Consider the following 24,622-nt stretch of genomic DNA (forward strand, 5'->3'; position numbering starts at 1 on the left):
CGTAGTCCCAGATCTCTCGCTGGAATGCCAGGTCGTAGCGGTGCGTATAAAAGCGCTCGTCTCTCACGGGGAATACCTCCACGCAGCGACGTGCTGCAGTGCCTTGGCCGACGCACCGCGCGGGCCGAGGACCGCCCAAAGCGGCCCGAAACGAATTGCTGAAACCTCGGCAAACTCGCCGCCGATTGGCGCGAGAACGACGCCGACGTCGCCGTCATGAGGCGCGTCAGTGCGAAGGAATTTGCGAGGGGAAAGGATCTGTTCGGCAAATCCGACGATGCCGCCTGCCTCGGCGAGAATGGCGTCGGCGCCCTCCTTCGAGGTGTAGCTGCCCCGGTAATTCAGGGCTGGGTCGAAGCCCCATCGACGGTTGATCCACGTCGCACAGAATGTCGTGCAGTCGTCGCCACCCACCCCGCCCCACCGAAACCGGTGAGGCAGGCTGAGGAACTCAAGAAGTTCCATCGATCACCTGAAGATTAGTAGCCGAGGCCCCACGAGGGCTGCACGCCGCGCCCGTAGCGGGAAGTGTTCTTGCAAAAGTCGTCGGTCGACGAGAGCGCCCGCTGCTGCGGCTGCGACCAGAGAGTGCGAGCGGGAATTGAACGCGTGGCCTCGCCGGTGACGACAGTCAAAGACAGCGTGATGCTAGGCGACTGGTCGCCCGTGGCGGTCGGAGAAGCCTCGCCAGTATGAGAAGCCGTTCCTTCCCAGATCGGGATGATGGCGCTCATCGGCTGGAAATATTGATCGAGCGTCGTGATGCCGAGCGTGACATTGGCACCGCGCACCGCAGGGATGCTGTCCATCGTCTTTGCCGCAGTCGCCGGATCGATTCCGGAGAGCGTGAACTCGACGCTGTCCGCCGTGCCGTTCACCAGCACCTCGAGCGTCGGCAGCCCAATGAGGCGCCCTCCTCCGAGGTAAACCGTGCCTTCTGGATCGATGCTGTCGAAGCCGGCGGGGATGTCGTTGACGCCAAACCAGATGTGCAGCGCCGGATCGGTATCGATCCGCAGGAATATCCCTAGCTGGTGACTTCCTTGCAGCTCGTCGATGATGTGGTCTGGAACCCAACCCATCAGAAGGCCTCGGAAAACTGGATGTTTTGCTGAATGGAGTAAAATGCCTCCGAAACAGATGGCAGCGTAAAGCCGGCCCTGAACTTTGCGGCGAAACGCGGCCGAGCAAACTCGACACGAGTGCCTGACGGCGTTGCCTCGCGCAGAGGGATCGAAAGAGCCAGTGTGTAAACCGGGTTCGTCTCGCTGGTGACATCCAGGACGTCCCAATACCGATATGCGCGCCAGCCTTTAGCGGTCTCGTGATAAATCGAGAACCAGTCCGACCAACGAAGCGGCCGTGAGAGGCCGTAGACCCGCATCTTGATGATGCCGGCGTTGAGCCCCGCCGACTGAACAAGCTCTCCGTAAACCGTGGCCTGGCTGTATCCTGATCCGTCGCTAAAGTAGGCGCCGTCGGAGTGCGGAATGCCGCCGATCGTCGGCCGCTTGCCAGCGAACGGACCCCACCAATCGGTGATGATCGGCACGTTGATGAAGCGGAAGCCGCCAGTCAGCCTTGCGCCGAGCCAGTTGATATATTCGAACTGCTCCGGCTCGGTGATCTTGCATTCCTCGTAAGTGGAGGAGAGAGCCCCTCCTCCACTCATCTGGATTTCGATCGTCTCGCCCGTCCCGCTGCGCCCGCCGTCAACCGATGAGCCCATCACGTCGACAGAGGTGCGTAGCGGAGCAAGAAAGTCCGCCTCAAGAGTCGGCAGATTCAGGAATTTGGCCATCCTCAGCCTTTCATCGAAGTGAACTTTTGCTGGTTTGAGCCGAAGCCCGATCGCTGCTGCGACTGGTTGTATTGGCCGAGACCGTCGCTCACGCCCTGTTGAACAAGCATCCGGACATGATCATCGCCATTGGCGCCGTCTATGCGGACCACTAAGACGCCGGGCTGTCCGTTGTCGTTGGCTGCCGCTCGCGGGGAGCGCAGTGCGGGTGCCGATGGAACCGACGCGGGCGTCACAAGACCGCCCTCAGCGAAGCGCCCAACCTGGCCGCTGTTGATGGCGCGCAGGAGTGCGAGGTGCTTCTTGGTAGCGCTGGCACGTACGACGAACTCGCCATTCGAAAGCATCGCAGGGATGCTGTCGCTGGTGCCCGTCCCGGGACCGCGGACATCGCCGCCATCGGCAAATAGGCCGACCATTGGCGTGTACTTGGCGATCTGCGCGGCACTCAACCCGCCTCCAAAGAGGCCGGAGAAAATACCGCCAAGCCCGCCGACGCCGCCGCCGCCGCTTGGGGCGGATGGGGCTGCCGGAAAGAAGCTTGTCGAAAGCTGGCCCAGTTGGCCAAGGCCCTGCGTTGCTGCGCCTGAACTATCGGCAAGCTTGCCGAGCGCATCGGCCGCGCTAGTAGCGCGCTTCACCTGAAGTTCGGATGCGTTGACCCAAGCATTGGTGACAGCGTTGCCCGAATTGCCCGATAGCATCTCAAGCTGCAGTTGCCCGCCGGCCATACGGGTCGATCCGGTTGCGAGGCCGACATGTCCGCCTGCCTGATCGGCACCAAGGCCGCGCGACTGCAAAAGCACGTCGCCGCGGAGAACCTGGCCGGGATCGACGGCCGAGCCCCAGTTCTGGAACGAGTTCGCGGTCAGCGAGCCAGAGCCCTTGACGCCGATTTGCTCGAGCGAAGAGTTGACGAAGGCCGCACACCAAGCGGTCTGTGCCGCATTGATGTCGACGCCGCCCTGTTTCAGGTAGGCGTTGATTGATCCCGCATTGCTACGCTCGTTGGCGCCGAGGAGCGCCGAGGCCTTGTCGACCGCGCCTCCGGCGCCTGCGCCCGCGGTCTTGCCGCCAAAAACGCTCGAAAGAAGTCCGCCACCCAAGGATGTGGCGCTGCTACCGATCGGCGAACCATTTCCGCCGCCAGTCATGATAGCTTTGAACAACTGACCAAGTACGTTCGACAGCTGCTTCTGCGCGGTATCCTTAAGCTCATTGAGGAAGACCTCGCCGAACGCCTTGCCGATATCGCCGCCGCTGTTCACGATGCCATTTGCTAGGCTGTCAGCGAATTGATCGATCGCCTCGTTCTGTCGCTCAAGCTGTTGCGACTGCCTGATCTGGCCAGCCTCCTGGCTGTTCATATCGGTCGGTAGGCCGTACTGCTTGAGCGTCGTATAGATCTGTTGATCCTGCGACGTCATCGAGTTGTAACGACGCTGCTCCAGCAGATCCTGCGACAGCTTGGCCTTGGCCAACTCGGCCGAATACTGCTTGTAGAGCGCGACTTTCTTCTCTAGCTCGGCGCGCTGCGCCTCACTGAGGGACCGGCCTTTGTCCTCGGCCTGCTGGAATAGATCCAGCGCGAACCGCGCGGTGTCTGCTTCGATACCGAACTTGCCGAGAAGGTCGATCTCCTGCTGCATCTGCGCGAGGCGATCGTCTGCCGACTTTTTCAGGTCGCGGTATGCATTGGCGGATCGCTGGGCGGCTGTCTCGGCTTTCTTGTCGGTAGGCAGTGCCTCAAGCTCGCGCAGGGGTCTACCCTGCGGTACAGGACCAACCTCCGGCGTCATGAAGCCGGGGTTTTGGATATTCTCGTCCCAAGGCTGAGCGTTGGTTTCCGGCTTGCCTGTCGCAGGATTATAACTGCGCCAGGTCGTTACCGGCAAATTGCGGCTAGCCGCATCGTTTACCTTGCCCACGTTCTCGGATGCCGACAGAGCGGATGTCGACAGCTCGTCAAACATCTTCTTCCAGTCGGCGAGAGCAGGAATACCCGAGCTGTTGATTGCTGCGGCAAGGGCATCCTGTACGCTCTTGACGTCTTGCGCCTCCAGCTTTCCATCTGCCGCAGACTTAGCGAACTGCTCAAAAGCGGACTGCAGCCGCTTGATGACCTCGTCTGCCTCCCCGGCAGATCGAAGGTCTTGAACGAGTGCGGAGACAGAAATGCGAGCATCTTCTAGCTGCTTCTTTGTGTCTTCGAGAGTCTTCTCGTTGATCAGGGCCACGCCAGCCTTAAGGTCGGCCGCATCCTGCGCCCGCGCCAATTGCTCGGCGTATTCCCTAAGCGCGGGGACCGCGTCGCCCCATTTGTCGGCGACCGACTGGATAAGCTGCGCTTGCTCCTTGAGCTTCTCCGACGCGCTATTGCTATCGGAAAGGACGCCGGAGAAGTAAGCTACGGCCGCCGCAGTCGCACCAATCGCCCCAATTGTGATAAGCGATATGGGATTGACCAACTGCATGAAGGCGCCAGCGACAGCTGGACCAATACGCTCGCCGCTCGCTCGAATGTCGTTGAAGACTTGCGCGACCTGCGGACCCTGCTGGAGGGCAACGGTATACCATGGCATGAATGCCGCAGTAGCGGCTACGTCGAAGCCCTGCGCAGCAAGGTTGGACGTGTTGAACGAATTTCCACGGCTCATTGTGACCGTGGCTTGCAGTGCCTGATTTCGACCCTTGATTGCCGCAGTCGATGCCAGGGCAGCCTGTCGTTCGCGCGAAATAGCCGTAGCCATCTCGTCAGCCGAGATCGCGCCTAGAGCATGCGCCCGCTTGATGTCTGCGACGGCCGACTTGTAGTTGTTGATCGTGTTGAACAGAGGCGAGTAGCGAGCACGAAGGCGCTCAAGCTCTTTGCCTTGGTCGGCGAGTGCGCCGGTCCATTCTTTAGCGGCGCTGGTTCCGATCCCAACCATGCCGTTGATGCGATTCTGTAGGCTGGTGGTCAGGGAGCTGTCGACCGAACGACCAACGTTGTCGAACTGCTTCTTGACCGATCCAGCAAGCGTGCCGAGATCTTGCTCGATGCGCTTGATGCTGCGGCGAAGTGTAGCTTGGTCGGTCGAAATGCTGATAATCAGGTCATCGGAGTTATCGACCGCCATGCGAGCATCCTAAAAAGAAGGCCCGCGTGGTGGCGGGCCTTGGAGGTGTGTGGTGAAACTATCGATAGGATTGGCGCTGCTAGTCAGCGCGACATCAACGTATGCGCAGGCGCTACCGCCTGTACCGAAGGACGACGATACGCATGCCGCCAAGGCACACGCATGCGCTGTGGCCATCAGTGAGGTCTACGGATGGCAGCTTGGTCCGGCAAAACGTCTCCGAGATTGGTGCCGCCAAAATGACTTCATCACATACAAACAGCAGCTCGAAGCTGAGAGGATGGTGCGCTAACCAAACCTAGCCAGCAGCGCGGCCATTTCGTTCTCGGTCGGCGCCGCAGTCGACTTCTCAGTCTCGCCGCCCTGTGCGTCGTTGTGGCCGTTAATGGCCTCAAAGAACTCAGTCATGGTCGACGACCAGAAGTCGGCAGGCCTCCACTTGAGGCCGCCGATCCCGATGCGCATCCATTGCCGCCAAGGGAATGGATCTTCTTTCGCTACGCCGCCTGACTGGCGGCTTCCGCGTTTCCCTCGTCTTCTCCATCGAAATGGTGAGCGAGGACGGCCATGAAGGCGATGCGACATGCACCGAAGTGCTTAAGCTTAAGCTTGTGAATTGCCTCGAGCGGCTTGCCCTTTACGGTCAGGAGCTCGATGCCGGCCACCGTAGCGGCCGCCTCCACGTCCGACAGACGGAGGAATAGGTCATTCAGCGACTTGCACTGCAGGCGCGTGGATACGGCCGACAGGCGGCCCATCTCTGCGGCAAGCACAAGCGGCACGTCGTCGACCCACAGCGATACCTCGCCGCGGGCCTCGTTGACGTCCAAGGGGAAAGGCTTCTCCTCTACAGCCATCGATTATGCCTCCGCCGTGAATTCAAGCGGCGCAGCGGCTTCGAACGTCGCGCTGAACTGAAGGTCGTTTTCCATATCGCCGGTTGCCTGGAAGTTCGTCACGAAGAACGAGCCTTCGAAGGTGCCGAGGCCTGGGACGATGACTTGAGCGTTGAAGACCGTCGCCTCGATGACGTGAACCATGAAGGCCTTCATGGCGACGCTCGATACGAACGTGCCGGAGCCCTGGAATGTGCGGCTGACAATGCCCGGCCGACCGGTCTTCTGGACCGCCTCACCGGGATTGGTGCAGCTTGGTTTGGTCGTGTCGACCGAATTCGCCGAGAGATCGAAGCTGCGATCCTTCAGGCCGCAAAGGTTAGAGAATACCTCTGGATCGAGGCCATTTCCGAGTTTGATGAGCAGCAGTCTGCCGAGCTGTTCGCCGAGCGCCATGAGATACTCCAGATGTAAGAGATGCGCCGGCTAGGCCAGCGGTTTGTGAACCGAGGCCACGAGTTCGATGACTGCGTGGCTCGTAAGGCCGTCAGCGTCGCGGAACGTCCGCGAGGTACGGCAAAGGATGGACACCAGCCGATAGGACGGCAGGGTCAGAGGCGCGAGATGAAGGCTTTCCTTCACCGCCGACGCGATGCGTTTGACTTCCGGATATCCGACTGCCTGCGACCATGCGTGCAGGGTCAGGTAGACCTTTTCACCGGTGACGCATTCGACGTCATCCTGGATGGACTGCGCCTCACCGATCGTCACGTAGGGGAACGTCACCGGTGACGGCGGCTGGTCGTAGACGCGCTTGCTGACGAGCGCCGTGAGCAGCACGTCAGCGCGAAGGCGCGTATTCACCGCGCCCTGTAGTTCAAGTTCGGCTGACATCGCTACCCTCTGCGGGCCTCGCGCACCGCCTTATTGACCGCAGCGAGAATCATCCGCCGAATTCTCGGCTTGGCTGCTCGGTAGGTCGGAAAGATGTGAGGCTGCGCCGGCATACCGGGGTGCATCTTGACCTGCGAAATGGTCGCCTGCTTTTTGCCCGCGACAGTTCCGCCGCCTTTTGTCGTGTAGTGCGGAGCCGTACCGAACTCGAGAAAGCGCCATATGAACTTGGCGAAGATGCCAGTGGCGCCGGGATCCTTGGTCGCTCGCGTGCCGACCTGCTCTTGGGCCGGACGGCTCGACAGTAAATCGCCGTCGATGCTCTCCATGTAGTCGAGCGTCGCTCCGGTTGGAGCGCGACTGCGAATCTCGTCGGCCAGCATGTCGGCGGCTTTGAGTTTCGCCTCGGCGGTGTACTTCTCGACGTTCGGCGCCAGCTGGTTAAGCCGGCGCATAAGAGCGTCGCGGCCGCGCAGCTCGGCGGTCATCATGCCGCTTCACCCTGCGTCGCCAGAATATCGATGGTGCGATTCTTCTGATCCATGTCGGCGACTGACGTGATGTTGAAAATTCGGAACGGATCGCGCTTGTCGACGATGCGCCAAGCCGTCGTGACGTCTCGCGCCGCGGCGCAGCTCGGAATGCGAACGACGTATGGCTGAGTGCCTGTGAGGCGCGCCGCGATAACGGGCTCGCTGCCCTTCATCGGAATGAGCTCGGCGGTAGTCTCGAAGACCGTGGCGAACGCGTCCGACTGTGGATTGCCGTACTCATCTTCTCCCTCGCCCCGCTTCTGCATCAGCAGACGCTGGCGTCGAGCGCCGGCACTCATGCGCGCCAGCCCCAGATCTTCCACGCGAAGTTCACTGCGGATGCCCAGCTTTCGCCGAGATCAGCGCCGATCTTCACGTCGAGCACGAATTGGTGCGCTGACTGAGCAAACTTGATCATTTCGGCCTCTTTGGTGCTGGGACTTTCGACGCAGCGCCTTTGGCGACGGCATCGTTGGCGCAATCGCGCGTCACGGAATAGCGACCGTCCTTGTGTGGGCCGCCGTCAGCCTTGTAGGCAATGCTCGTGCCCGGCGTGGCTTTCCAGACGTGGCGGCGTGTAAAGCGGACCCACATCAGGCACCTCGCCAGTTGCGATGAGGCATCAGAAGGGCCTTGGAAGCCATTGGCATCTCGACGAGTTTGCCGTCGCCAACTTCCTCACGATTTTCGAACCAGTGCCCGATCATCAGCAGAATTGCGTGCTTTATGCCCTTCGGCACATCGTCGTACCCAGCAGTGAAGGTGATGCGGATCACTTCCGGCTCGCAATCAGTAGATGGCCACGAAGAGCTGCGAGCTGGCTTGATGTAGCCCGGCTGTGTCGAGCCAACGCCGAAGACGCGGTAATCACTGATTTCGCCGTCGATGCCGTCTGATCCGATGAACTCCACCGTATCGACAGCCAGCAACGGGGCGAGAGGCAAGTGGAGCCTGCCCGACCGGCCGTTGTCGTCACTGCAAGGGAACCGATCCAGACTGAGCTGCCACGTCTGTGGAGCGATTGCCCTTCCGAGCCAGCCATCTGCTCCATCGATCATTCCGACGGCAGTATCGACGAGGGCTTCGATATAATCGTCCTCGTCGTCATGAAGAACACGGAGATGTGTCTTTGCTTCGGCCAGCGACACCACAGGCGCCGCCGGTGGCGTCACTAGCTTGAGCATCATTATTTCCCGCGCTTCTTGGGGGCCTGAGGCGCGCCCTCGCCGTCTTCCGCGTCGGCCTCTACGTCAACACTGATGAAGCCCTCTCCGACAAGGCCATCGGTAGCGGCGCCAAAGTCACGTTCGTCACCCGTAACCAGGCTCTCGATCGTGAAACCGTCCGATGCGAAATCGAACGGCTTGATGACGACAGCCATTAGGCCACCGGTGCGAGGCTGGCGTGTCCACCGATTACGACGGCGTCAGCGGCGATCGACGTGCCGGAGCTGAGCGTCAGGACCGGGCGGACATATCGCTTGGTTCCCTTGTATCCCACCTTGATCGAAGCCGAGGCGGACAGAGAGGCGGGAAAAGCGCCGAGCAGGTCGCCGGCTGCCACGTCCGTAAAGGTCGAGTTATCATCCGATTCCTGCAGCTTCGGAACCATCACCGCGGCACCGACGATGGCGCCTGCATTGATGATGACAGTGGCGGAATTGTAGGGGCGAAGGTCGACGCCAGAGCCGTTGACCGATGCGGACTGAACCGCCGGTGCGATCGACTGGATTACGCCGATGCTGTTGTAAAGATCACGTTTTGCCATGTGGCCTAACTCCTTGAAAGATGCGGGGCGCCGTAGCGCCCCTTGTGATTAGGCCGAGGTGACCATGAGCTTGACGGCTTCGAAGTTCACGACGTCGCCACCGACGCGGCGGCGGTTGTAGAACTTGACGTACGGCTTGGCGGTCAGGTTGTCGCGCAGCAGCGTCAGGCCGAGACGGTCGACGATGGTGTATGCTGCCTTGAAGTCACCGAAAGCCACCGGAAGCGAACCAGCTGCGATTGCCGGCATGTCTTCACAGCGATTGACTGCGAAACCCAGGATCGTCGCCGGCTGGCCGCCCTTGATGTCACCCATCTGCCAGAGGTAGTTGCCCTGGCCATCCTTGAGCTTCATGGCGTCGCGGACGGTGGTCCGCTTCATCAGGAAGTTGGCGTTCTGGGTGTAGTAGTCCTTCAGCGCGAAGACGAGGTTGTAGAAGGCGTCAGCGGTGATGGCAGTCGCACCACCGGAGACAATCTGCTCGATCTTGCCGTTTTCGAGGTGACCGTCGGCGCCGGACGTTGCCCAGTTGCCGTAGCTCAAGAGACCGCGCGGTTTGTTGACACCGTCACCGGTGAAGAATGCGCTGGCCTCGATGCGGCCCATGCGTTCGCCTACCTTGTTGCCGACCCACGCCTCAATATCGAGGCCAGCGTCTTCCAACATGTTCTGCGTCACGCGCGGCTCAGCGAACATCTCATGAGCGAAGATCTTGGATACGCCGAGCTGCGACGTCGACGTTTCCGACGGTGCCTGGGTCTCGCCTACCCAGCCGCCGAAGCCAAATTCGCCTTCGTCGCGCGGGATTTCAAGTTCCTTGCCGCCGATCGTCTCGACCGTTGCGAGAGCGCGTAGATTCGAAGTCTCGAAGATGCGCTGGATGATGCGGCTGGAGACCGTCTTCGGGACAAGGTAGCCGCCGTCCGGATCGGAGCCGGTCTGCATTGCTGCCTGTACCGGGCCAGGCATAGCCGCGTCGGAGCGAGCGCGCATGTACGGCGCAAATGCCGCCGAGTAAGCCGCATAGGCCTCTTCGTCGGCGACGATCTCGGTGTTGATGCCGAGCTTGCCGGCGTTGGCCAGCTGCGCCTTTGCGAATTCGAATGCGGCCTTTGCGTCAGCCGCGCCTTCATCGCCTGCCCAGCCGCCGTTACCCGGGCGCTTTAGGACCGCGTCGATCTTGTCGACGTCGGCGGAAACAGCAACGATGCTGTCCGTGGCAGCCTTCAGCGATGCCTCCAGAGCGGCATGCTTGGTCTCAACGGCAGCAACGAGGGTGTCGATCTTGTTAACGGCGATCGGGTCGCCATCCTTGCCGTACTTGTCGAGCGTCGCGCGGAGCTCGTTAAGTTCGCGGCGGGTGTTGTCGTTGGCAGCACGGAAGTCATTGCCGAAGCGGGTAACTTCCGCCGAAATGGCGTCGATATTTTCCTGAGAAACGGGCACGAGTGCCTCCTATGATTGGGTGTGGAATGCGGCGCGGGCCTTTGCGAGGGCCTCTGCCAAACCTGAAAGCTTCACGTCGCCAGCATCCCGCGTGGCCTGAATGTCGCTTGTGTCGACTTCGCGCATTGCTGCGCGAGCCTTTGAGCGAGACCACCCAGCGTCCTGCGTGAGTGCTCGTTCCATGTCTCGTTTTGTGGGCTGGGTGTCGGACGTGTCGTCGTCTTCCCATAGCAGGGCTTTCGGCACATGGCCGAAAACGGAAAGGTCAAACTTCGCCTGCGGCTCCGCCGTCAATCCGATGGACGTGGCAAAACCGGCGTCTTTGGCTTCTCGTGCAGTCAGCCAAGTCTCGTCATCCATCATCTGCTTGATGGCGCGGATCCCTGTCGTGGTGCGAGCCGCGTAGGTTCGGGCCAATGCGTCATCGATCTTACCGAGAACAGTGGCAACATCAGACAGGTCGTGCCTGTTGCCGACGCCAATGGTCCAAGCGTTGTGGATCATGAACATTGCGTTGTCTGCGATGACGATCTCGTCACCGGCCATGGCGATGATGGAAGCGATGGATGCCGCCAAGCCGACCACCTCGACCTTTACCTTGCCGTCGTAAGCAAGGAGGTCGTTGTAGATCGAGATGCCGTCAAACACGTCGCCGCCTGGCGAGTTGATCCGCAGCGTAATGTCGCCGCTGACTTGGGAAAGCTGAGACCGGAATGACCGGGCGTTGACGCCCCAATAGCCGATTTCATCGTAGAGGTGGATAACCGTTCCGGAGCTCTCCGCCTTGGCTTCAAATTTGGTGCCTACAGCGCGCGCAAAGAATCGGTCACGGCGCTCTCCCGCTCGGGGCGCGCCGACGTCAATTTTATCCATGAGGGATCCTATTTCGCCGCATTGTCGTTGGCGGGCGACGGAGCTGGCTTGTCGACCTGAATAGCGGGGTTCTCGAACACATCACCGCCCTCACGGGGGTTCATGTTCTCCTTGATGCGGGCCTCGTTCGCACTCATCCATTTGTTCTGGATGGCGGATGAGTAGGCCTCGTACCGCGCTTTTGTGTCGCCTCGCAGCATCGCGTCAATGAGGAACTCGCAGAAGTAACCCTCTGCTCTGTCCCTCTCGGTCAGCAGGTCTCGGTTGATTGCCTGCTCCCATCGCACCAGCCAAGGCCGAAGGCTATGAATGATGAAGTCCAGGGTCTGGAATTCGATGTTTGAGAAGGTCGCCTTCTCGAGATCGTTGACCAGGTGAGCAGGGACGCGGAAAATGCCGGCGATCTCAGATCGTTGGAACTTGCGACCATCGATGAACTCGGCATCCTTGGGTGCGATGTTCATCGAAATCCATTCCATCCCCTCCTCGAGGATGATCGGCTTGCCGCTGTTCTCCAAACCAGCGTAACGCTCGGAGAACTGCTGGCGCAGATTTTCCGTGGCTATCGGCCCGATGACCTTTGGGTGCTTCAACACGCCGGTTGGCTTGACGCCGTTCCGGTACATGTTGGAACCAAATGATTCGGCGGCCATACCAAGGCCGATTGCCTCCCGCGCGAGCGAGATCATTGATCGCCCAACATAGCCCTTCGGCAATGGACCACGTATGTGGTGCATGTCTTTCGAAGTGAGCTTGGCCTTCGTGTTGTCAGGCATGGTCGCCTCGTACTTCGGTGACCAGTCCATAGCCTGCGTGATCGTCACGCCGTCTGGGTTAAGTGGAATAAGCCCGATCGCTTGCCCGAGCCGATTACGCTCGACGTAGCTGTAGCCGTTGCCACGCAGCGATAGGTTGACCATCGTGCCTTCGGCATATTCGAACGCGGAATTCCACCCGTTAGCCTGATCGTGCAGCACCTTGTAGAGTGGATGCTCGGTGGCTCGGTCTTTTCCGCCATCCTTGCGCCTCTTGTAGAGGATGCAAGGAAGGCTGGCGACACTCTCGGCAAGTACGCGCACGCAGATCAACACCGTCGTGTAGCGTAGGGCAGTCTCGGGCGAGACGTAAACTCCTGTCGCAGCGAGGTTCCCACCGCTCTGCAGCTTTGCCCATTCATCCATGGGCAAGCTGGTGATCTCAGCTCGGGGGCGCATAAGCGCGCCGAAAATTCCAGCCATCAATCACCGCCATTGTTGCGGGCGTCGAGCAGAACTCCCGCCAGGATTAAAAGCCCACCGACGATGAAGCCGGCAGGCGGATAGATCATCCATGAGCCAATAGCGATGGATGCTACTGCGGAAACGCCGACGGCATCTCGCGCAAGGACGGCAAGAGTTGCCGCGCTTGGGAATGTCATAGTTCGACGAATCCTCGTGTTTCATAGACCGACGGTCCAGATCCACCTTCGTAGGTGCCGGCCATCGCCGTCGCCATCGTCAGCGCCACAGCACCGTCGATACGTCCTCTGGACTTCTGCTTGTCGAGCTTGCGGTTGCCGCTCGGATCCTGCTTCACCGTTGCATTCATCACGCACATGGTGAGTACGGGATGACCGCCATGCGCGAGCTTTTTGTTGAGCACCATGCTCTCGAGCTCCCGTATGGCAGGAGACATGGAAGCGAAGCCCTGGCCAAACTGCTCGAAGATGGCTTCATCACCCTCAAGCTGCTCCTCGGTGAAACCGACCTTGAGCAACCAAGGTTTGAGGTGGCGCCAGTTCCAGCGGTCGAACGCTATCTTGCGGATGTCGAGCTGCTGTTGAAGCTCAAAAAGATGAGACGCGACAAACTCGTAGTCGACGGTCGGCCCTGGCGTCGTCTCAAGGAACCGCTGACCGTCTTCGTCTGGCTTATTCCAGATGTCGTACGGAACGCGGTCGGCTTTGGCCTTTTCGCGCAGCGCCTCGCCAGGCAACCAAAATGTCGGCTTGACGTGCCAGACCGTGCCCGCGTCCGTTTCCTTCGGCGCCATAAGCACTAGGGACGTCAAGTCAGATACTTCGGACAGATCGAGGCCGCCGAAAACGGGCAGTCCTTTGAAGTCGTCGACTGCGCTCTCGCAAGCGCGCCAGACGGTTGGCGGGAACAGTGGGGCTGAGGCATCGATACGCTGATTGAGGAATAGCCAGCGAAAGCTGGCCTCCTTCGTCGGCATGCGCATGGCCAGCTGCGAGAAGTCTTCGACGTCCTTGACCGAACGGAAAACGCCAAGCGCTGGATTGGCTGCGGCCCACCCTGCCCGGTCGTTGAGCTCACACTCAACCGGCGCGGTGTAGATATGCGAAACGATGCGTGGATCCTTTGACGTCTCGGCGTCGTCGATCCAGCGCGAGAAAAGGTCGTTGTCAGTGGCGGCCTGCGTCGAGATGGCGAACAGCATCGCCCGGCCCTCGTAGGCTCCCTGCGACGTCTCGATCGCCTCAACGAAATCATCTGTCGGGCCTTTGATCTGGCCGACCTCGTCAAGAATGGCGAGAATGGGCGAACCGCCATGCGCGCTCTTCGCCTCAGCCGAACTGGCCTGGTACTCGACGTTCTTGGCGAGGCCGACAATCATCTTCGCAGATGGAACGATGCGCGCGAGCTTTGAGAGCTCAGGCGACATCATGATCATTTTTGCACTGTAATTGAATACTTCGGCAGCCTGTTTGCGGGAGCGAGCGCCAGAGACAATTCGGCCGTTCTGGTACGCCTCAGGCCCAACGATGTGGGCCAATAGAAGACAGGCAATTAGACCTGTCTTGCCGTTCTTACGGGCAATCGACAGATAAGCGCGAGATGTGCCGACCGGATTGTCGTAGACGGCGAGGATGAACTTCTTCTGGAAGTCCAGCAGCTTTACCGGCTTGCCGAGTAATGTCCCTTCGGGGACGAGGCAGTAGCGCTCCACGAACGCAATGACGCGCTCGCCGCGTGTCATCGGCTTCTTTGCCATATGTGTACTTCACCCTCGCGTGCGCGCAATGCGCGATCGCGCGCGAGGCCGTCATCCAGGCCTAGCCAGCAGGTCATCCTCTAAGGGGTTGTTGCCCTCGATTCCCTTGGCCGCTTCGCGCCTCTTTGCTGCGTCTCTTGCCTCGCCCTGTTGAGCCCTAGCGTGCAGGGCCAGAGATCGACGAAAGGAAAGGATGCTGGCCGCGTGCATCTGCACGATTGTTTTGCGCGGATTGGCGACGGGCGTGCCTTTCTCGCTGTAGGAGACGCCGCCCTCATCGCGAAGGAGAGCTTGCTCCCGCACGAGGTCGGCCATCGTCCTAGCGAGCATGGCGGCAAGCTCAAGCTGATGGTCGGACCATTCCGACCGAGCGAACTCGGCAACCACGTTTCGGAAGAACGGCTCATCGCCCTCATCGAGCGGGACGTTGCTCGGCGGCAGGATCTCGATTGTGGCCTTGGCCATGACGCGCACGGCTTCAGCCGCGCTGTCGATGCGCGCCTTCCTCTTCGCCATGTCGTGTATCCTCCTACGTGATGGACCGCCCCAGAACGAACACATTGCTCACGGATTGTTTCATGCTGTAACGATTGATGGAGAAACCAATGTCCAAAGAGTGGTCACACCCGGTTCGCCTGAATGACGGTGGTCTTATCATCACGATTGCTACGGCAGCTCAGGCCAGCAACTTTATGCGGCACGCAAAGCTCAGCTCTCGTTGGGCTGATGCGCTGGCAAAATGCTCAGCCGCGGCTGATGGTCGGCTGTCACATGATGAAGCGCGTCTGGCCTTTCTAAAGGCAGCGCACTAAGGCGCCTTCTAGTACCAAAAACCTACCACTCGCGCGCTTGCGCACGCGGGAGGCAAAAAACTGTGTTTGGGTTTGCGTTGTTGGACACCGCCGGTACGCGTCGCCGTCGGGCCAGACTTTCGACCGCCCCCTCCCCGCCTCATCGGCCTGGAACGCCTTGGCGTTCTGCTGGTTTGGCTTATAGGAGGAGTTACTAATGCACAGACGACATCGAAACACCCGAGAACTTGCGCACTACGTTGGCCTTAACGTTGCGCTAGCCCTGCTCATCGGATCACTCGCGTGGATGGCGCACTAGTTAGCTATCCAAGTTCGATCGGATACCCGTCGACCCCTATGACCGCGACCTTCTTGCCGCGCTCCATCACCTGCTTGGCGCTGTTGTGGTGGTGAGCGCAAAGCGACTGCAGGTTCAGTGGGTCATGGAATAGTTCAAGGTCGCCTTTGTGCGCCTTGCGATGGTCGACGACCTCGGCAGCCGTGATGTCCTCGGTGATCAGACAGAACTCGCAAAGCGGCTGAACCGCAAGCTGATGCTGGCGTAGCCGCTTCCATGCTGCTGTCTGGTAGAGGTGGTGCCAGGTGGACTTGGTTGCGGGGGCTGGACTTGAACCAGCGACCTCTTGGTTATGAGCCAAGCGAGCTACCATGCTGCTCTACCCCGCATTACTTGGAATGACCGCTCCAAATACCCATATGTTGATCACGAGCGGCCGCCACGGTGCGTGGCCATTGTCTGGCCGCTTCATCTCAAGGAGACAATCCATGACAGAACGAGAAGGCGCCTCGGCGCCAGCGCCTGCCTATGAACCGAAGGTACTAGCCAAGAAGTTCAGGATACCTGTCGAAGATGCAGTCAAAATCATCGACGAGTATGGCTCAGACCGTAAGGCCATCGACAAAGCCGCTCGCCGTATCGCGGCTTAAAAACAAAAGCGGCGATCTCGACCCGATGGGGAGACCGCCGCAGGACTACCTGTCGCGAGAGGAGGCGCGCCAGGTAATGGGGATGCAGCGTACGGCGAAGGCCATGTTGCGGGCCAGGCCCTAGACGCTGCGAATAGATGCACCCAGCCACTGCTCGTCAGCAGCGCCCTCACGTTAATTCGTGACGTTAGGCATATGCTCGCCATGGTGACGGTACGAAACCCGGCACGATTGAAAGCACAGAGGACTAGGGTGCTCATGAATGCCGCCGTGGTCCGCTATGCGGCTCGACACGGCAGGCTGCCCAAAATAATATGACTAATTATCGCGCTTCACGGGAACCGAATATCAACTAGCGTGTTGATATGCCGTTTTTCCATCACAAGCGGTCCCGTCATGCATCTCGTCTATATCGCTGTCGCAATCGCAACGTTCGCCATGCTGATCTACTCAACGGCGCTGATGCCGATCTATACAGCTTACCCATTCTCATACTCATCTGAGTTCGTCACCACAGTGCGCATGTGATTGGGTTGTATAGTTACGCCCGGCTCACGTCGTGGCCGAGCGTCCGTCGCAACATCGGTGCGTCCGGAGAGGTGTGGGGCACCTATCGGCAACCCCTTCACCTATACAGGTGGCAACTTCGCAGAAAGTCAGGCCGATTTGGCGTACCGCGCCAATTCGAGTGCTTCTGCGAAATTATCGTTGGCAGCTATGAGAAGACGCCTTCCCGCCTCGATCGCATACTGACCTTTGAAGCCTCGGGCTTGCCCGATCTCTTTCAGGTTCCGCGCCTTGCTCGCCTGCGTCAGAACGTCGAAGTGATCGTCGGCCATGTATCCGACGGCCTCGTGCCATGACCTGCGCTGCTCAGTCTCCGACACCACATCCTGCCAGGCCATCGATCCACCGCCGGCGCATGTCGTCTTTCGCATGCCGAGGAAGCTATCGGCCACCTTCTGCGATCCGCAGGGCAGCCCATCCGGATAGCGCGTGATCAGCTTGCTGACATTACCGGCCTTGGCGTAGGCGTCTGCCAGGATCCGCTTCGCTTCCTCGCGGCTGATCTGCTGGCGTGGCTGGCGCTTCCGGGACGCCGTAACGTACCGACCCTTCCGGGTCTTGAGCATCTCGGCGAAATAGTCATTGCTGTCCGTCAGCTCCTGCGAGTTCTCGTCGCCGCCGCGTTGCGCCCGTTCCTTGTCGACCGTGCCGAGCATGGCGCCGGTCGGCATCCGATCCTGGAACGTGACGACCTTGCCGTCGATCGTGACCTTCATGGCCTGCTCGGTCTGTGTGCCGTCGGAGAAGCGCAAGCGACCGATGCAAACGGTCTGACCTGCATCGTTGCGATTTACCGGGCCAGCTTTGACCTGCTTCATCATCTCCTCGACCGAGGGCGAAATATCCCAGAGCCGTTCGGTCTTGAGGTCGGCAACGTCTTCCGGGTTGTTGTCGTTGGCCGGTGTGATGGTCCAGTTGGTCTGGATCGGCTCCGGCTCATGGTCCGGCGCGGTAGCGAAGGTCAGGAGCGCGTCGAGCTGCTCGGCAAGTGATCCGTGTCTGGCCATGTGGTCTCCTCTGTGTGGTGGTGATGCCTCTTGCGACGCTAGGCGGCTTTGGTCCAGTTCGCGGCGATCCAAGCGAGGACCAGATCAACAGCCTGCCTCGCTGCATCGTTGGGGGTAATGGCTGAAACAACCTCGACGTGGTGCCCGATCTTGGCGAGCGCAGCGTGACGTTCCTTTTGCTGCGGGCTGAGCCGGCCTTTGCCAACCTTGTTCTCGATCATCCGGATCTGACCGTTGGCAAGATAGATGCGGACGTCCGGTTCGCCTGGCGTCATTCCAGCGGAAATTGCCTCTTGCTGGGCACGCGGACCACGCTTGGCCGCGTTCTGATCTCCAGCTAGCAGGAACTGCTTGCCGTACTCAGGCATGGATCGAAGCGACCGAACCTGAGCCGCCTGCAACTCCCATTCCTTCGGTAAGGCTGCTTTGGTCGTGACCTTGCCGCTGGCCGACGTGCGGATGATGGTACGGACGCCTTTGATGCGGACAGTCTGCTGGGTGGGTTTGGGCAACGGTTCCTCCATTTCGCCGATGAAGGATTATGCGACAGCGGGCGGGTTTGGTCAGGTTGTATTCCAGCCGCCCGTTTGCACGGTGCACGGTGCCCGAATAATTTTCTTGAGAACCGTGCGCGCAGCACACCGCCCTGCACGGTTGCACGGTAATGGGTATATATAAATATATACCCTTATGACCGTGCACTAACCGGGCAGCGTTGTGCAGGTGTCTCCGCCCGGATATGCACGGATAATGCACGGTTTTTGAAAGTGCATCCGTGCAGTATCAGGGGTTGTATTGGGCGATTGTGGAGGTTGTGCCCATCAGTCTTTCTGCAAACCTCTGATGTCCTTTCCCGTAAGCGAGACCTCTCCGCCTGGCAGCTTGAGATTGAGAGCGGACGCGCGTCCGAGGATGGCAGAGGCCAAGTAGTCGGCGGGATGCATATCGGCACCATCGTCTTTTTCGCTTTTTGAAAAAAGATTTCGGGATATTGTTTCAAGCAGGTGTTCCGGCATCGGCCTATCCTGAGAAAGCTTCCATTCCAGCGCCGCCTCCACGACCCAACTAGCCCGGTCGATGTCGAGGTCAAACTGCTTTAACTGAAACTCTGCGTCCGCGTACCGCTCAAACCAACGATTCATCCACCTCAAGTACCACGCGACAATGCCCAGCATCGCTAGTGTAGCAGTCGCAGGCTTGATCCCTGCAACCGCTACCTGCAAGGTGGAAGCACCAGTAGGCACCTGCGAAAATTCGATGGTTAAGAATACGATCAGTGCGAAAAGAGCCATCAGCACGCATACGACAATTACATGAATCGGCCGCCGGTTTGCTTTAGTTTCCGGCGTGACCTTAAGACTATCTCCTCGTTGTGCAATTTTGGCTTTAAGGTCCCGGTGCAGTTCACGACGAGCATGGGTGTTACTTCTGTCGTCTAGTTCTTTCTGTAATGCGGATATACGATCTCGCTCAGCTAAAAGTTCGAATTCTCGCTCGCGAATTTTAGCGTCGGCCCGTTCTCTTGCTTTGGTCGCTTCGGCCTCTAAAGCTTCTCGTCTACGAGCGAAATCGACCTCTAACTCTATTCTCGCCCTGCTCGCTTCCTTACCGATATCAAGCGCCATTTGCTGCAATTGAGCATTTTGACGGTGGTGGGACGCCAGCACATCTCGGAACAACTTCGGATTCTTGAAAAGCGAAGCAACACCCTCGTCGTCGCGCCCGAATGTTTCGCCGATCCTTATGCGCAAGGATGTGAAGATATCATCTGGAAGCGCCAAATCTGGACGACCATTTTCAGGTGCATGGTTTGATATTGTGAGGCTGTCATACAAGAGACCGTCAGCATTAGCGCCCGACCCTCGGTCGACAGTAATGGAAAAGTGGTCTCTCATCGCCCGCGCGTTGATCACCGTCGTAATACCGTCGCTGGGAAAATTATCAGGCTCCACATCATCGACTGCTACGGTTACAGATCCCGCGCCGTTTATTGTCGTCAACTGGATATTAGGTGCTTTGATTATCGCGCAAGCATCGCGAAAAAACTGGACCAGAGCTCTATCATTAACCTTTGGCACCATTGTCTGCGTCGATGGCATCGTTCTCTCCAGCAATAACCTAGCAAGACAAATCACACGAAAAAGCCGCCGCGCATAGTTGCACGACGGCCTCATCTACAATCATTTCACATGGCTCAAGCTGCCCTGACGAACACCGCCATCTCTCGCCGGATCGGGTCGCGCTCCTCCACCTCGACGAGAGCACCCTCCTTGAACAGTGCCGTGACGACAGTGCCGGCTTTCTTCCTCGCCGCAGTGTCCTCTAGGTCGAGCCCCATGGCATAGGCCACGGCCGCGCCGACCCAGTTCTTGGCCTTGGCCGACTTCTTGTAGTCAGAGCCGCCTACTGCTGCCAGGATTGCCTGCCGCTGCTCTGCGGTTAGCTCGCCTGCCACTTCTTCCGCACTAGGCCACTGCCACTCCGTCACGACCGGCGCGAAATCCTGCGGCTTCGTCAAGCCGCGCCCGTTGCCCAGAGGCACGCCCTCAAGCTTGCGCCAGTCCAGGCGCGACGACAGCGGCGTAAGGTTCGACTTGCCGTATGTCACCGAGAAGTGACTCATGCGATCCTCAGGCTTTACGCCCGCCTCTGCCGCCTGCTCCGGCGACATCCGGTTAAGCACGCGCACCGAGCGAGCCGCGCCGATCAGCGACACCGCTCCTCGGGCGTCTTCCACTGTCGCCTCGCGATCCGCCACTTTCCGCAAGTGGTGCACGATGTCGATGCTGCAGTTGGTATAGTCCGCAATCTGCGCCCATAGCTTCGCGACCTTGTCGATCGCGCCGTTGTCGTTCTCGTTGACGCCGTGGGTGGACACAAACGGATCAACGATCATGACGTCGATGCCGTACCGCTCAATCTGCTCCACAACTGCCTCAACGATCGGCTGCTGGATCCGCACGCCGGCCTTCTTGTCCTCGATGGCGACGCAAAGCTCCTGCTCGCGGCCGCTGTCCAGGAACAGATGGCCTTCGATGTCCTCCGGCTTGAGGTTGTAGTGGATGCACGCCGCCATGATGCGTCGCTCCATTTCGTCGCGCGGATCCTCCGCATTGAACACCCAAACCTTGAGACGCTGCGGCGGCTTGGTGCCGAGCAGTGCCCTGCCCGACGTCATGGCCAGTGCCTCGGCGATGCTGCTGGACGTCTTGCCGAGGCCCCCGGGGCTGACCGTGACCGACACGTATTTTCGGATGAAGTGCGAGCCATAGGCGAACTCGCGCCGCGGAATCGTGGCAGGATCGATCCACTTGAAGGCCGTGGCGGTGATGGGGGAGGAAGGCACGTTGTCGTTGGCCGCGTTCCCGCTTGGGATCACATCATCCGTTTCCGGCACGTCCGGCTCCGAATTTTCCCGTACGGGATCGTCGGCGACCAGCTCGCTCACCACATCCTCATCGACCCTCGCCTCCAGAGCCCTCGCCTTCTCTAGCCCACGCTGAATCATCCGCGTGATGTCGACCAGGCGCGTGTTGTCTTGCGGTTGGAAATCCGGCTCCGGAATGTGCCGCGGCTGCGCAATGCCAGCCTTCAGCCCGTTCTCGATCGTCTTGCAGCACCGCGACCAGTCCCTGCCCCAGCCGCGCGCCACGTCCTGCAGCAAGGCGCGCGCCTCAGCCTCCGGCAGTGCACCGGCGCCGACGAAAGTGCCGAGCGCGAACGCTGCGTCATTCAAGCTGTTGTTGCGGTTGCCCATCGGAGCGCCGGCAAGGTCGGCAAGCTCCCGGTCGACGGCAGCGTCGACGTAGGCGTTATTGGTCGCCGATGACGCCGTGTACTTGCTGTGCGTCGGCGCCGACTTCGGTAGCAGCAAATCCAGCAACCACGCAGGCGCGTCTGCGATCTCGCGCACGTCGTCCACCCACTTGTACTGCCGACCATTCGCCATCGTGCTGCCGGCCGCCACCACGTAGCCGCCCTCAGACCGGATATCGACGCCGGCGCCAAGAGCGCCGCGGTTGCGAGTGCCCACGACGTACTTGAAGTAGATGTGCATCCCACCGTTCGGGCTGATGACACGCGCCGTTTCTGGCAGCGGGCCGTGCTCGGCCTGCATCTCGTCCAGCCACAGGAAGCCGTTCGAACCGCCGGGCTTGTTATCGATGTCCAGGGCGAAGAAGCCCGTCGGCGATCCCGTCGGCAGACCGACGGCCGCGTCGGGCCAATCCGTCCACCAGCGGTCAAGGATCCGGGCAAAACGCGTGGCTGCCTTGAAACCATTCGTGGTTAGCGGGGTTTTCTCGCCGAGCATGATGATTTCGCCGTGTTGGTCGACGTGCTCCTCGGCGTGCGAACGGCACGGAAAGACCGGCCAGCCTTGTTCGGTGTAGTGCTGGGCTAATTCAAGCGGCGTTTGCAAAGACAGTCTCCTCCGCTGCATTTCTATCTGGTCCTGGCGTTCGAAATCGAGAAACTTGCCTCGGATGAGAATCATGAGAGGAATCTGGATGCCGTGGGGATTTGAGCGGGGTCACATCTACAACAGGCGCAGAGACATTCACGGTCGATTCAAAGGACAGGAGCGAGGAGGCATCGCGACGCCGGCCGGTTATCCCATCGTCTTTATCTTCACTGGCCTCGGAGGGCTCGACCACGGTTACAGCGATCGCTGGCGTCCCGACGGTGTCTTCGAGTACTTTGGCGAGGGCCAGAAGGGAGACATGAAGCTCAGCAAGGGCAACCTTGCGATCGCGGAGCACGCGGTTCGCGGCAAGAGCCTTCTCCTCTTCAATCTCCTCGCAAACACGATCCAGTTCGAAGACGAGATGGTTTTTGAGAACTACCATATTGAGCGAGCACCCGACTCGCACGGAGATATGAGAGATGCAATCGTCTTCGAGCTCCGACGTCTGGAGGAAGTCGTCGACGCTACCGAGAGCGCGCTGCCGGCCTTTCCACCTGCGGCTTCCCTCGATGATCTTCGACTGGCCGCCATGGCTGCAGCAAAGGCTGCGCCGAGTAGCAAAATGACCAGCGCAACCGTTTACGAGCGGAGCAGAAAGGTTCGTGACTATGTCCTCGCCCGTTGCGGTGGGAAGTGCGAGCATTGCCGAAAAGATGCTCCTTTCCTGCGCTCCAACGGCTCGCCGTATCTCGAGCCTCACCATATCCGCCGGCTGTCTGACGGCGGGCCGGACGATCCGAGATTCGTTATTGCACTTTGTCCGAACTGCCATCGTGAAGCCCATTTCGGTGACGTGGTAGGGCTTCGACAGACCCACCTCGCCAAGATGAAGGCAATCGAGGTCCTGTGATGGTACGCTCATGCCGCCACCCCACGGATTTCCGCCAGCTTAGCCCGCGTCTGCTCAACGGTCAGTATTGGTGTAGGCATATATTGCACATGATACAGCCAGCCATCGAACAGCTCATAGACTGCAAAGCATGAGAGTAAGCCCCACCTGATTTCACGGCCCACGCCAGCTCCGATCGAACCATCGGTGAACCGCATGAAGGCAAGCCTGTCGCAGGACTCCACCACCTTCTTGAAGTAGTCCATGCCCTCACGGTCATAGCCATCCTGGTGGCGGGGCTGGTCAGGGTTCTCGATTTCAAGCGGCTGAGTTGAGCGCTCTTCCGCCCAATACTTTCGTAACGCCGCAATCGCAGCCGCCTGCCGCTCCGTCCCGTAGTCCGTGACCGGGTGCGCCAGATAGATCCTCATGCTGCCTCCTCGTAATCGACCATGCAGCCGCAACCGCTGGATCCTGGTTCGTATTCAAAGATGAACTGCGGCTTTGCCAGCATCCGCTCGGCAAACTCGTCGAGCGAGAGCGGCTTCTTGACGTTGTCGTTCGCACGGTCGGTGAGCATCGTCACCGGCTTGCCGATGTACTCAGCCAGCTTGCGCTCCATCATAGCGTCGTAGGCATAGCGCTCCGGATCCGCATAGAAGCGGTTCTGATAGTGAGCGTGGCCGGCCTTAATGCAAAAGCCACCACAGTTGTTGTGGATGTAGTTCTTGCGGTAGAGCCGTGGTCGCTCAATTCCGGCCTTTGCAAGGTAGACGAACGCACCGATATCGCCCTCGAAAGTGCCTAGTAGCGGCGCCTCATATTGCCATCCGGCCGCCATCTGCCGCTGCGCCAATACGTGATATCGATGCGCCTCATCTGGCCCGATGCCGACGCAGATGATATCGGCCGCCTTGTCGGCATTCACATCAAGCCAAGCGGCAAGAAAGTCTCGCTTTAGCACCTTCGAGCAAGGATCGATCCGGCTGTTGCCCAAAAACTTTCGATCCCGGAAAACTTCCCACGGATCGCGCCCCTCAACGAGCCAAGTCAGTTCCGGCATCACTTCCGCCACGTCGGCGCGAAGCTGGGCGAGGAAGGCTCGCCATTCCGGGTTGCCGGCGTAAGTGGCGATGTCAAACTCACCCAACACGCGGTAGTCTGGAAAGTCTGATGCCCTCGGTAGCACGTTGGAGACGTCGCGATCGATGAGGTGGGCAATGCCCTCGATGAGAAACCGGTAGCAGTCGGCATCCTCGTATAGCGTGTCAGCGAAGAGGAAGCGGTGCTCCTCATTAGGGTGTGCGGCCATATCGACTTTGGCGGCCAGCCAGGAGCCGGCTCCGCCACTAACGCTATGGTATCTGGTCAAAAAGGCGCCTCCCCTTTTCTGATCACTTCCCTCAACTTGTCGGCGCAACCCTTCCAGATCGCGGCGCAGAAGATGAGCACTTGCTCTTCGCTCCATTCGGCTAGGTCGCTGCCGAACTCGTCGACCAGAGGCCCGGCCGCTTCCATGCCGCCCATGCGAGCCTCTAGCTCGTAAGGATCGAAACGGCGGACGCGCTTCAGCTGCTCGATGAGGATGACGCATTCCTGGCAGAGGTATCTGGGCTCTTTGCCGTCACCGATACCAATGCCGATCGCGTGACGGCCGCAGCAGTTGCAAACGGCCGGTGTGTCTCCGACTTTGGTGGGTTGGAAGGTCATGAGAAACTCCTTCGAATCCGGTTGCATAATGGTTTTTGCGCT

General features: G+C 59.7%; 30 protein-coding genes and 1 tRNA gene. 3 read left to right on the forward strand and 28 right to left on the reverse strand.

The window, feature by feature from the left end; all coding sequences use genetic code 11:
• Positions 1 to 63: 63 nt before the first annotated feature.
• From BM216_RS22980 to BM216_RS23080, 20 genes are all read right to left on the reverse strand, one after another.
• Positions 64 to 465: a DUF6950 family protein gene (locus BM216_RS22980; protein WP_093001554.1), complete on the reverse strand. Its 402-nt coding sequence runs from the start codon at positions 463 to 465 to the stop codon at positions 64 to 66.
• 14 nt (positions 466 to 479) lie between these two features.
• Positions 480 to 1,082: a hypothetical protein gene (locus BM216_RS22985; protein ID WP_093001555.1), complete on the reverse strand. Its 603-nt coding sequence runs from the start codon at positions 1,080 to 1,082 to the stop codon at positions 480 to 482.
• Complete coding sequence (locus tag BM216_RS22990; protein ID WP_093001556.1) at positions 1,082 to 1,801, reverse strand: hypothetical protein; 720 nt, start codon at positions 1,799 to 1,801, stop codon at positions 1,082 to 1,084. The genes BM216_RS22985 and BM216_RS22990 overlap by 1 nt, the downstream gene beginning before the upstream one ends.
• Positions 1,802 to 1,803: 2 nt before the next feature.
• Positions 1,804 to 4,920 (reverse strand): C40 family peptidase, encoded by a 3,117-nt coding sequence (locus tag BM216_RS22995; RefSeq protein ID WP_093001557.1) that lies wholly within the window; start codon positions 4,918 to 4,920, stop codon positions 1,804 to 1,806.
• 288 nt (positions 4,921 to 5,208) lie between these two features.
• Complete coding sequence (locus BM216_RS35075; RefSeq protein ID WP_093001559.1) at positions 5,209 to 5,505, reverse strand: phage tail assembly chaperone; 297 nt, start codon at positions 5,503 to 5,505, stop codon at positions 5,209 to 5,211.
• Positions 5,418 to 5,777 (reverse strand): hypothetical protein, encoded by a 360-nt coding sequence (locus BM216_RS23010; protein ID WP_093001560.1) that lies wholly within the window; start codon positions 5,775 to 5,777, stop codon positions 5,418 to 5,420. Before BM216_RS23010 ends, BM216_RS35075 begins: the two co-directional genes overlap by 88 nt.
• A gap of 3 nt (positions 5,778 to 5,780) precedes the next feature.
• Entirely contained in the window at positions 5,781 to 6,212 is a 432-nt protein-coding gene (locus tag BM216_RS23015) for a phage tail tube protein (RefSeq protein WP_093001561.1), read from the reverse strand.
• 30 nt (positions 6,213 to 6,242) lie between these two features.
• The gene (locus BM216_RS23020; protein WP_093001562.1) at positions 6,243 to 6,650 is read right to left on the reverse strand and encodes a DUF3168 domain-containing protein; all 408 of its coding nucleotides are present in this window, start codon (positions 6,648 to 6,650) and stop codon (positions 6,243 to 6,245) included.
• A 2-nt stretch (positions 6,651 to 6,652) separates the two neighbouring features.
• Entirely contained in the window at positions 6,653 to 7,141 is a 489-nt protein-coding gene (locus BM216_RS23025) for an HK97-gp10 family putative phage morphogenesis protein (protein WP_093001563.1), read from the reverse strand.
• Positions 7,138 to 7,482: a head-tail adaptor protein gene (locus tag BM216_RS23030; RefSeq protein ID WP_093001564.1), complete on the reverse strand. Its 345-nt coding sequence runs from the start codon at positions 7,480 to 7,482 to the stop codon at positions 7,138 to 7,140. The genes BM216_RS23025 and BM216_RS23030 overlap by 4 nt, the downstream gene beginning before the upstream one ends.
• On the reverse strand, positions 7,479 to 7,601 hold the full coding sequence (locus BM216_RS35080) for a hypothetical protein (protein ID WP_280141700.1): 123 nt from the start codon (positions 7,599 to 7,601) through the stop codon (positions 7,479 to 7,481). Before BM216_RS35080 ends, BM216_RS23030 begins: the two co-directional genes overlap by 4 nt.
• A 175-nt stretch (positions 7,602 to 7,776) precedes the next feature.
• A complete protein-coding gene (locus tag BM216_RS23040) occupies positions 7,777 to 8,367 on the reverse strand; it encodes a head-tail connector protein (protein ID WP_244530277.1) in 591 nt (196 codons plus the stop codon).
• 2 nt (positions 8,368 to 8,369) lie between these two features.
• A complete protein-coding gene (locus tag BM216_RS23045) occupies positions 8,370 to 8,564 on the reverse strand; it encodes a hypothetical protein (RefSeq protein ID WP_093001567.1) in 195 nt (64 codons plus the stop codon).
• Complete coding sequence (locus tag BM216_RS23050) at positions 8,564 to 8,950, reverse strand: hypothetical protein (protein WP_093001568.1); 387 nt, start codon at positions 8,948 to 8,950, stop codon at positions 8,564 to 8,566. The genes BM216_RS23045 and BM216_RS23050 overlap by 1 nt, the downstream gene beginning before the upstream one ends.
• A gap of 48 nt (positions 8,951 to 8,998) precedes the next feature.
• On the reverse strand, positions 8,999 to 10,396 hold the full coding sequence (locus BM216_RS23055; protein WP_093001569.1) for a phage major capsid protein: 1,398 nt from the start codon (positions 10,394 to 10,396) through the stop codon (positions 8,999 to 9,001).
• Between the two features lie 9 nt (positions 10,397 to 10,405).
• Entirely contained in the window at positions 10,406 to 11,269 is an 864-nt protein-coding gene (locus BM216_RS23060; RefSeq protein WP_093001570.1) for a head maturation protease, ClpP-related, read from the reverse strand.
• An 8-nt stretch (positions 11,270 to 11,277) separates the two neighbouring features.
• A complete protein-coding gene (locus BM216_RS23065) occupies positions 11,278 to 12,507 on the reverse strand; it encodes a phage portal protein (RefSeq protein WP_093001571.1) in 1,230 nt (409 codons plus the stop codon).
• Entirely contained in the window at positions 12,507 to 12,686 is a 180-nt protein-coding gene (locus BM216_RS23070; protein WP_093001572.1) for a hypothetical protein, read from the reverse strand. The genes BM216_RS23065 and BM216_RS23070 overlap by 1 nt, the downstream gene beginning before the upstream one ends.
• Positions 12,683 to 14,263 (reverse strand): terminase large subunit, encoded by a 1,581-nt coding sequence (locus tag BM216_RS23075; RefSeq protein ID WP_093001573.1) that lies wholly within the window; start codon positions 14,261 to 14,263, stop codon positions 12,683 to 12,685. Before BM216_RS23075 ends, BM216_RS23070 begins: the two co-directional genes overlap by 4 nt.
• Positions 14,264 to 14,314: 51 nt before the next feature.
• Complete coding sequence (locus tag BM216_RS23080; protein WP_093001574.1) at positions 14,315 to 14,779, reverse strand: terminase small subunit; 465 nt, start codon at positions 14,777 to 14,779, stop codon at positions 14,315 to 14,317.
• Positions 14,780 to 14,868: 89 nt separating this feature from the next.
• Here BM216_RS23080 and BM216_RS23085 point away from each other — a divergent pair, with 89 nt between their 5' ends.
• On the forward strand, positions 14,869 to 15,075 hold the full coding sequence (locus BM216_RS23085) for a DUF982 domain-containing protein (protein WP_177230881.1): 207 nt from the start codon (positions 14,869 to 14,871) through the stop codon (positions 15,073 to 15,075).
• Positions 15,076 to 15,664: 589 nt separating this feature from the next.
• Here the strand turns inward: BM216_RS23085 and BM216_RS23090 are convergent.
• Positions 15,665 to 15,741, reverse strand: a tRNA-Met gene (locus BM216_RS23090).
• A 99-nt stretch (positions 15,742 to 15,840) separates the two neighbouring features.
• Between BM216_RS23090 and BM216_RS34120 the strand changes: the two genes are divergently transcribed.
• Positions 15,841 to 16,002, forward strand: coding sequence for a hypothetical protein (locus BM216_RS34120; RefSeq protein WP_177230882.1), 162 nt, complete (start codon positions 15,841 to 15,843; stop codon positions 16,000 to 16,002).
• 656 nt (positions 16,003 to 16,658) lie between these two features.
• Here the strand turns inward: BM216_RS34120 and BM216_RS23095 are convergent.
• The 4 genes from BM216_RS23095 to BM216_RS23110 form a co-directional block, all read right to left on the reverse strand.
• A complete protein-coding gene (locus BM216_RS23095; protein ID WP_093001576.1) occupies positions 16,659 to 17,576 on the reverse strand; it encodes a hypothetical protein in 918 nt (305 codons plus the stop codon).
• 38 nt (positions 17,577 to 17,614) lie between these two features.
• A complete protein-coding gene (locus BM216_RS23100) occupies positions 17,615 to 18,088 on the reverse strand; it encodes a VRR-NUC domain-containing protein (protein ID WP_244530278.1) in 474 nt (157 codons plus the stop codon).
• Between the two features lie 309 nt (positions 18,089 to 18,397).
• On the reverse strand, positions 18,398 to 19,675 hold the full coding sequence (locus BM216_RS23105; RefSeq protein WP_093001578.1) for a Yip1 family protein: 1,278 nt from the start codon (positions 19,673 to 19,675) through the stop codon (positions 18,398 to 18,400).
• A 95-nt stretch (positions 19,676 to 19,770) separates the two neighbouring features.
• Positions 19,771 to 22,071: a bifunctional DNA primase/polymerase gene (locus BM216_RS23110; RefSeq protein WP_348272010.1), complete on the reverse strand. Its 2,301-nt coding sequence runs from the start codon at positions 22,069 to 22,071 to the stop codon at positions 19,771 to 19,773.
• Between BM216_RS23110 and BM216_RS23115 the strand changes: the two genes are divergently transcribed.
• Positions 22,070 to 22,891, forward strand: a complete 822-nt coding sequence (locus BM216_RS23115; RefSeq protein ID WP_244530279.1) for an HNH endonuclease — start codon at positions 22,070 to 22,072, stop codon at positions 22,889 to 22,891. The genes BM216_RS23110 and BM216_RS23115 overlap by 2 nt on opposite strands.
• An 8-nt stretch (positions 22,892 to 22,899) precedes the next feature.
• Here the strand turns inward: BM216_RS23115 and BM216_RS23120 are convergent, their stop codons facing one another.
• From BM216_RS23120 to BM216_RS23130, 3 genes are read right to left on the reverse strand one after another with little or no spacing between them, the layout of a single operon-like run.
• Positions 22,900 to 23,301: a hypothetical protein gene (locus BM216_RS23120; protein WP_093001579.1), complete on the reverse strand. Its 402-nt coding sequence runs from the start codon at positions 23,299 to 23,301 to the stop codon at positions 22,900 to 22,902.
• On the reverse strand, positions 23,298 to 24,242 hold the full coding sequence (locus BM216_RS23125; protein WP_093001580.1) for a hypothetical protein: 945 nt from the start codon (positions 24,240 to 24,242) through the stop codon (positions 23,298 to 23,300). Before BM216_RS23125 ends, BM216_RS23120 begins: the two co-directional genes overlap by 4 nt.
• Positions 24,239 to 24,580, reverse strand: a complete 342-nt coding sequence (locus BM216_RS23130; RefSeq protein WP_143102838.1) for a DUF6511 domain-containing protein — start codon at positions 24,578 to 24,580, stop codon at positions 24,239 to 24,241. The genes BM216_RS23125 and BM216_RS23130 overlap by 4 nt, the downstream gene beginning before the upstream one ends.
• Positions 24,581 to 24,622 lie beyond the last annotated feature (42 nt).

The organism is Rhizobium sp. NFR07, assembly GCF_900111905.1.
Classification (GTDB): Bacteria; Pseudomonadota; Alphaproteobacteria; order Rhizobiales; family Rhizobiaceae; genus Neorhizobium.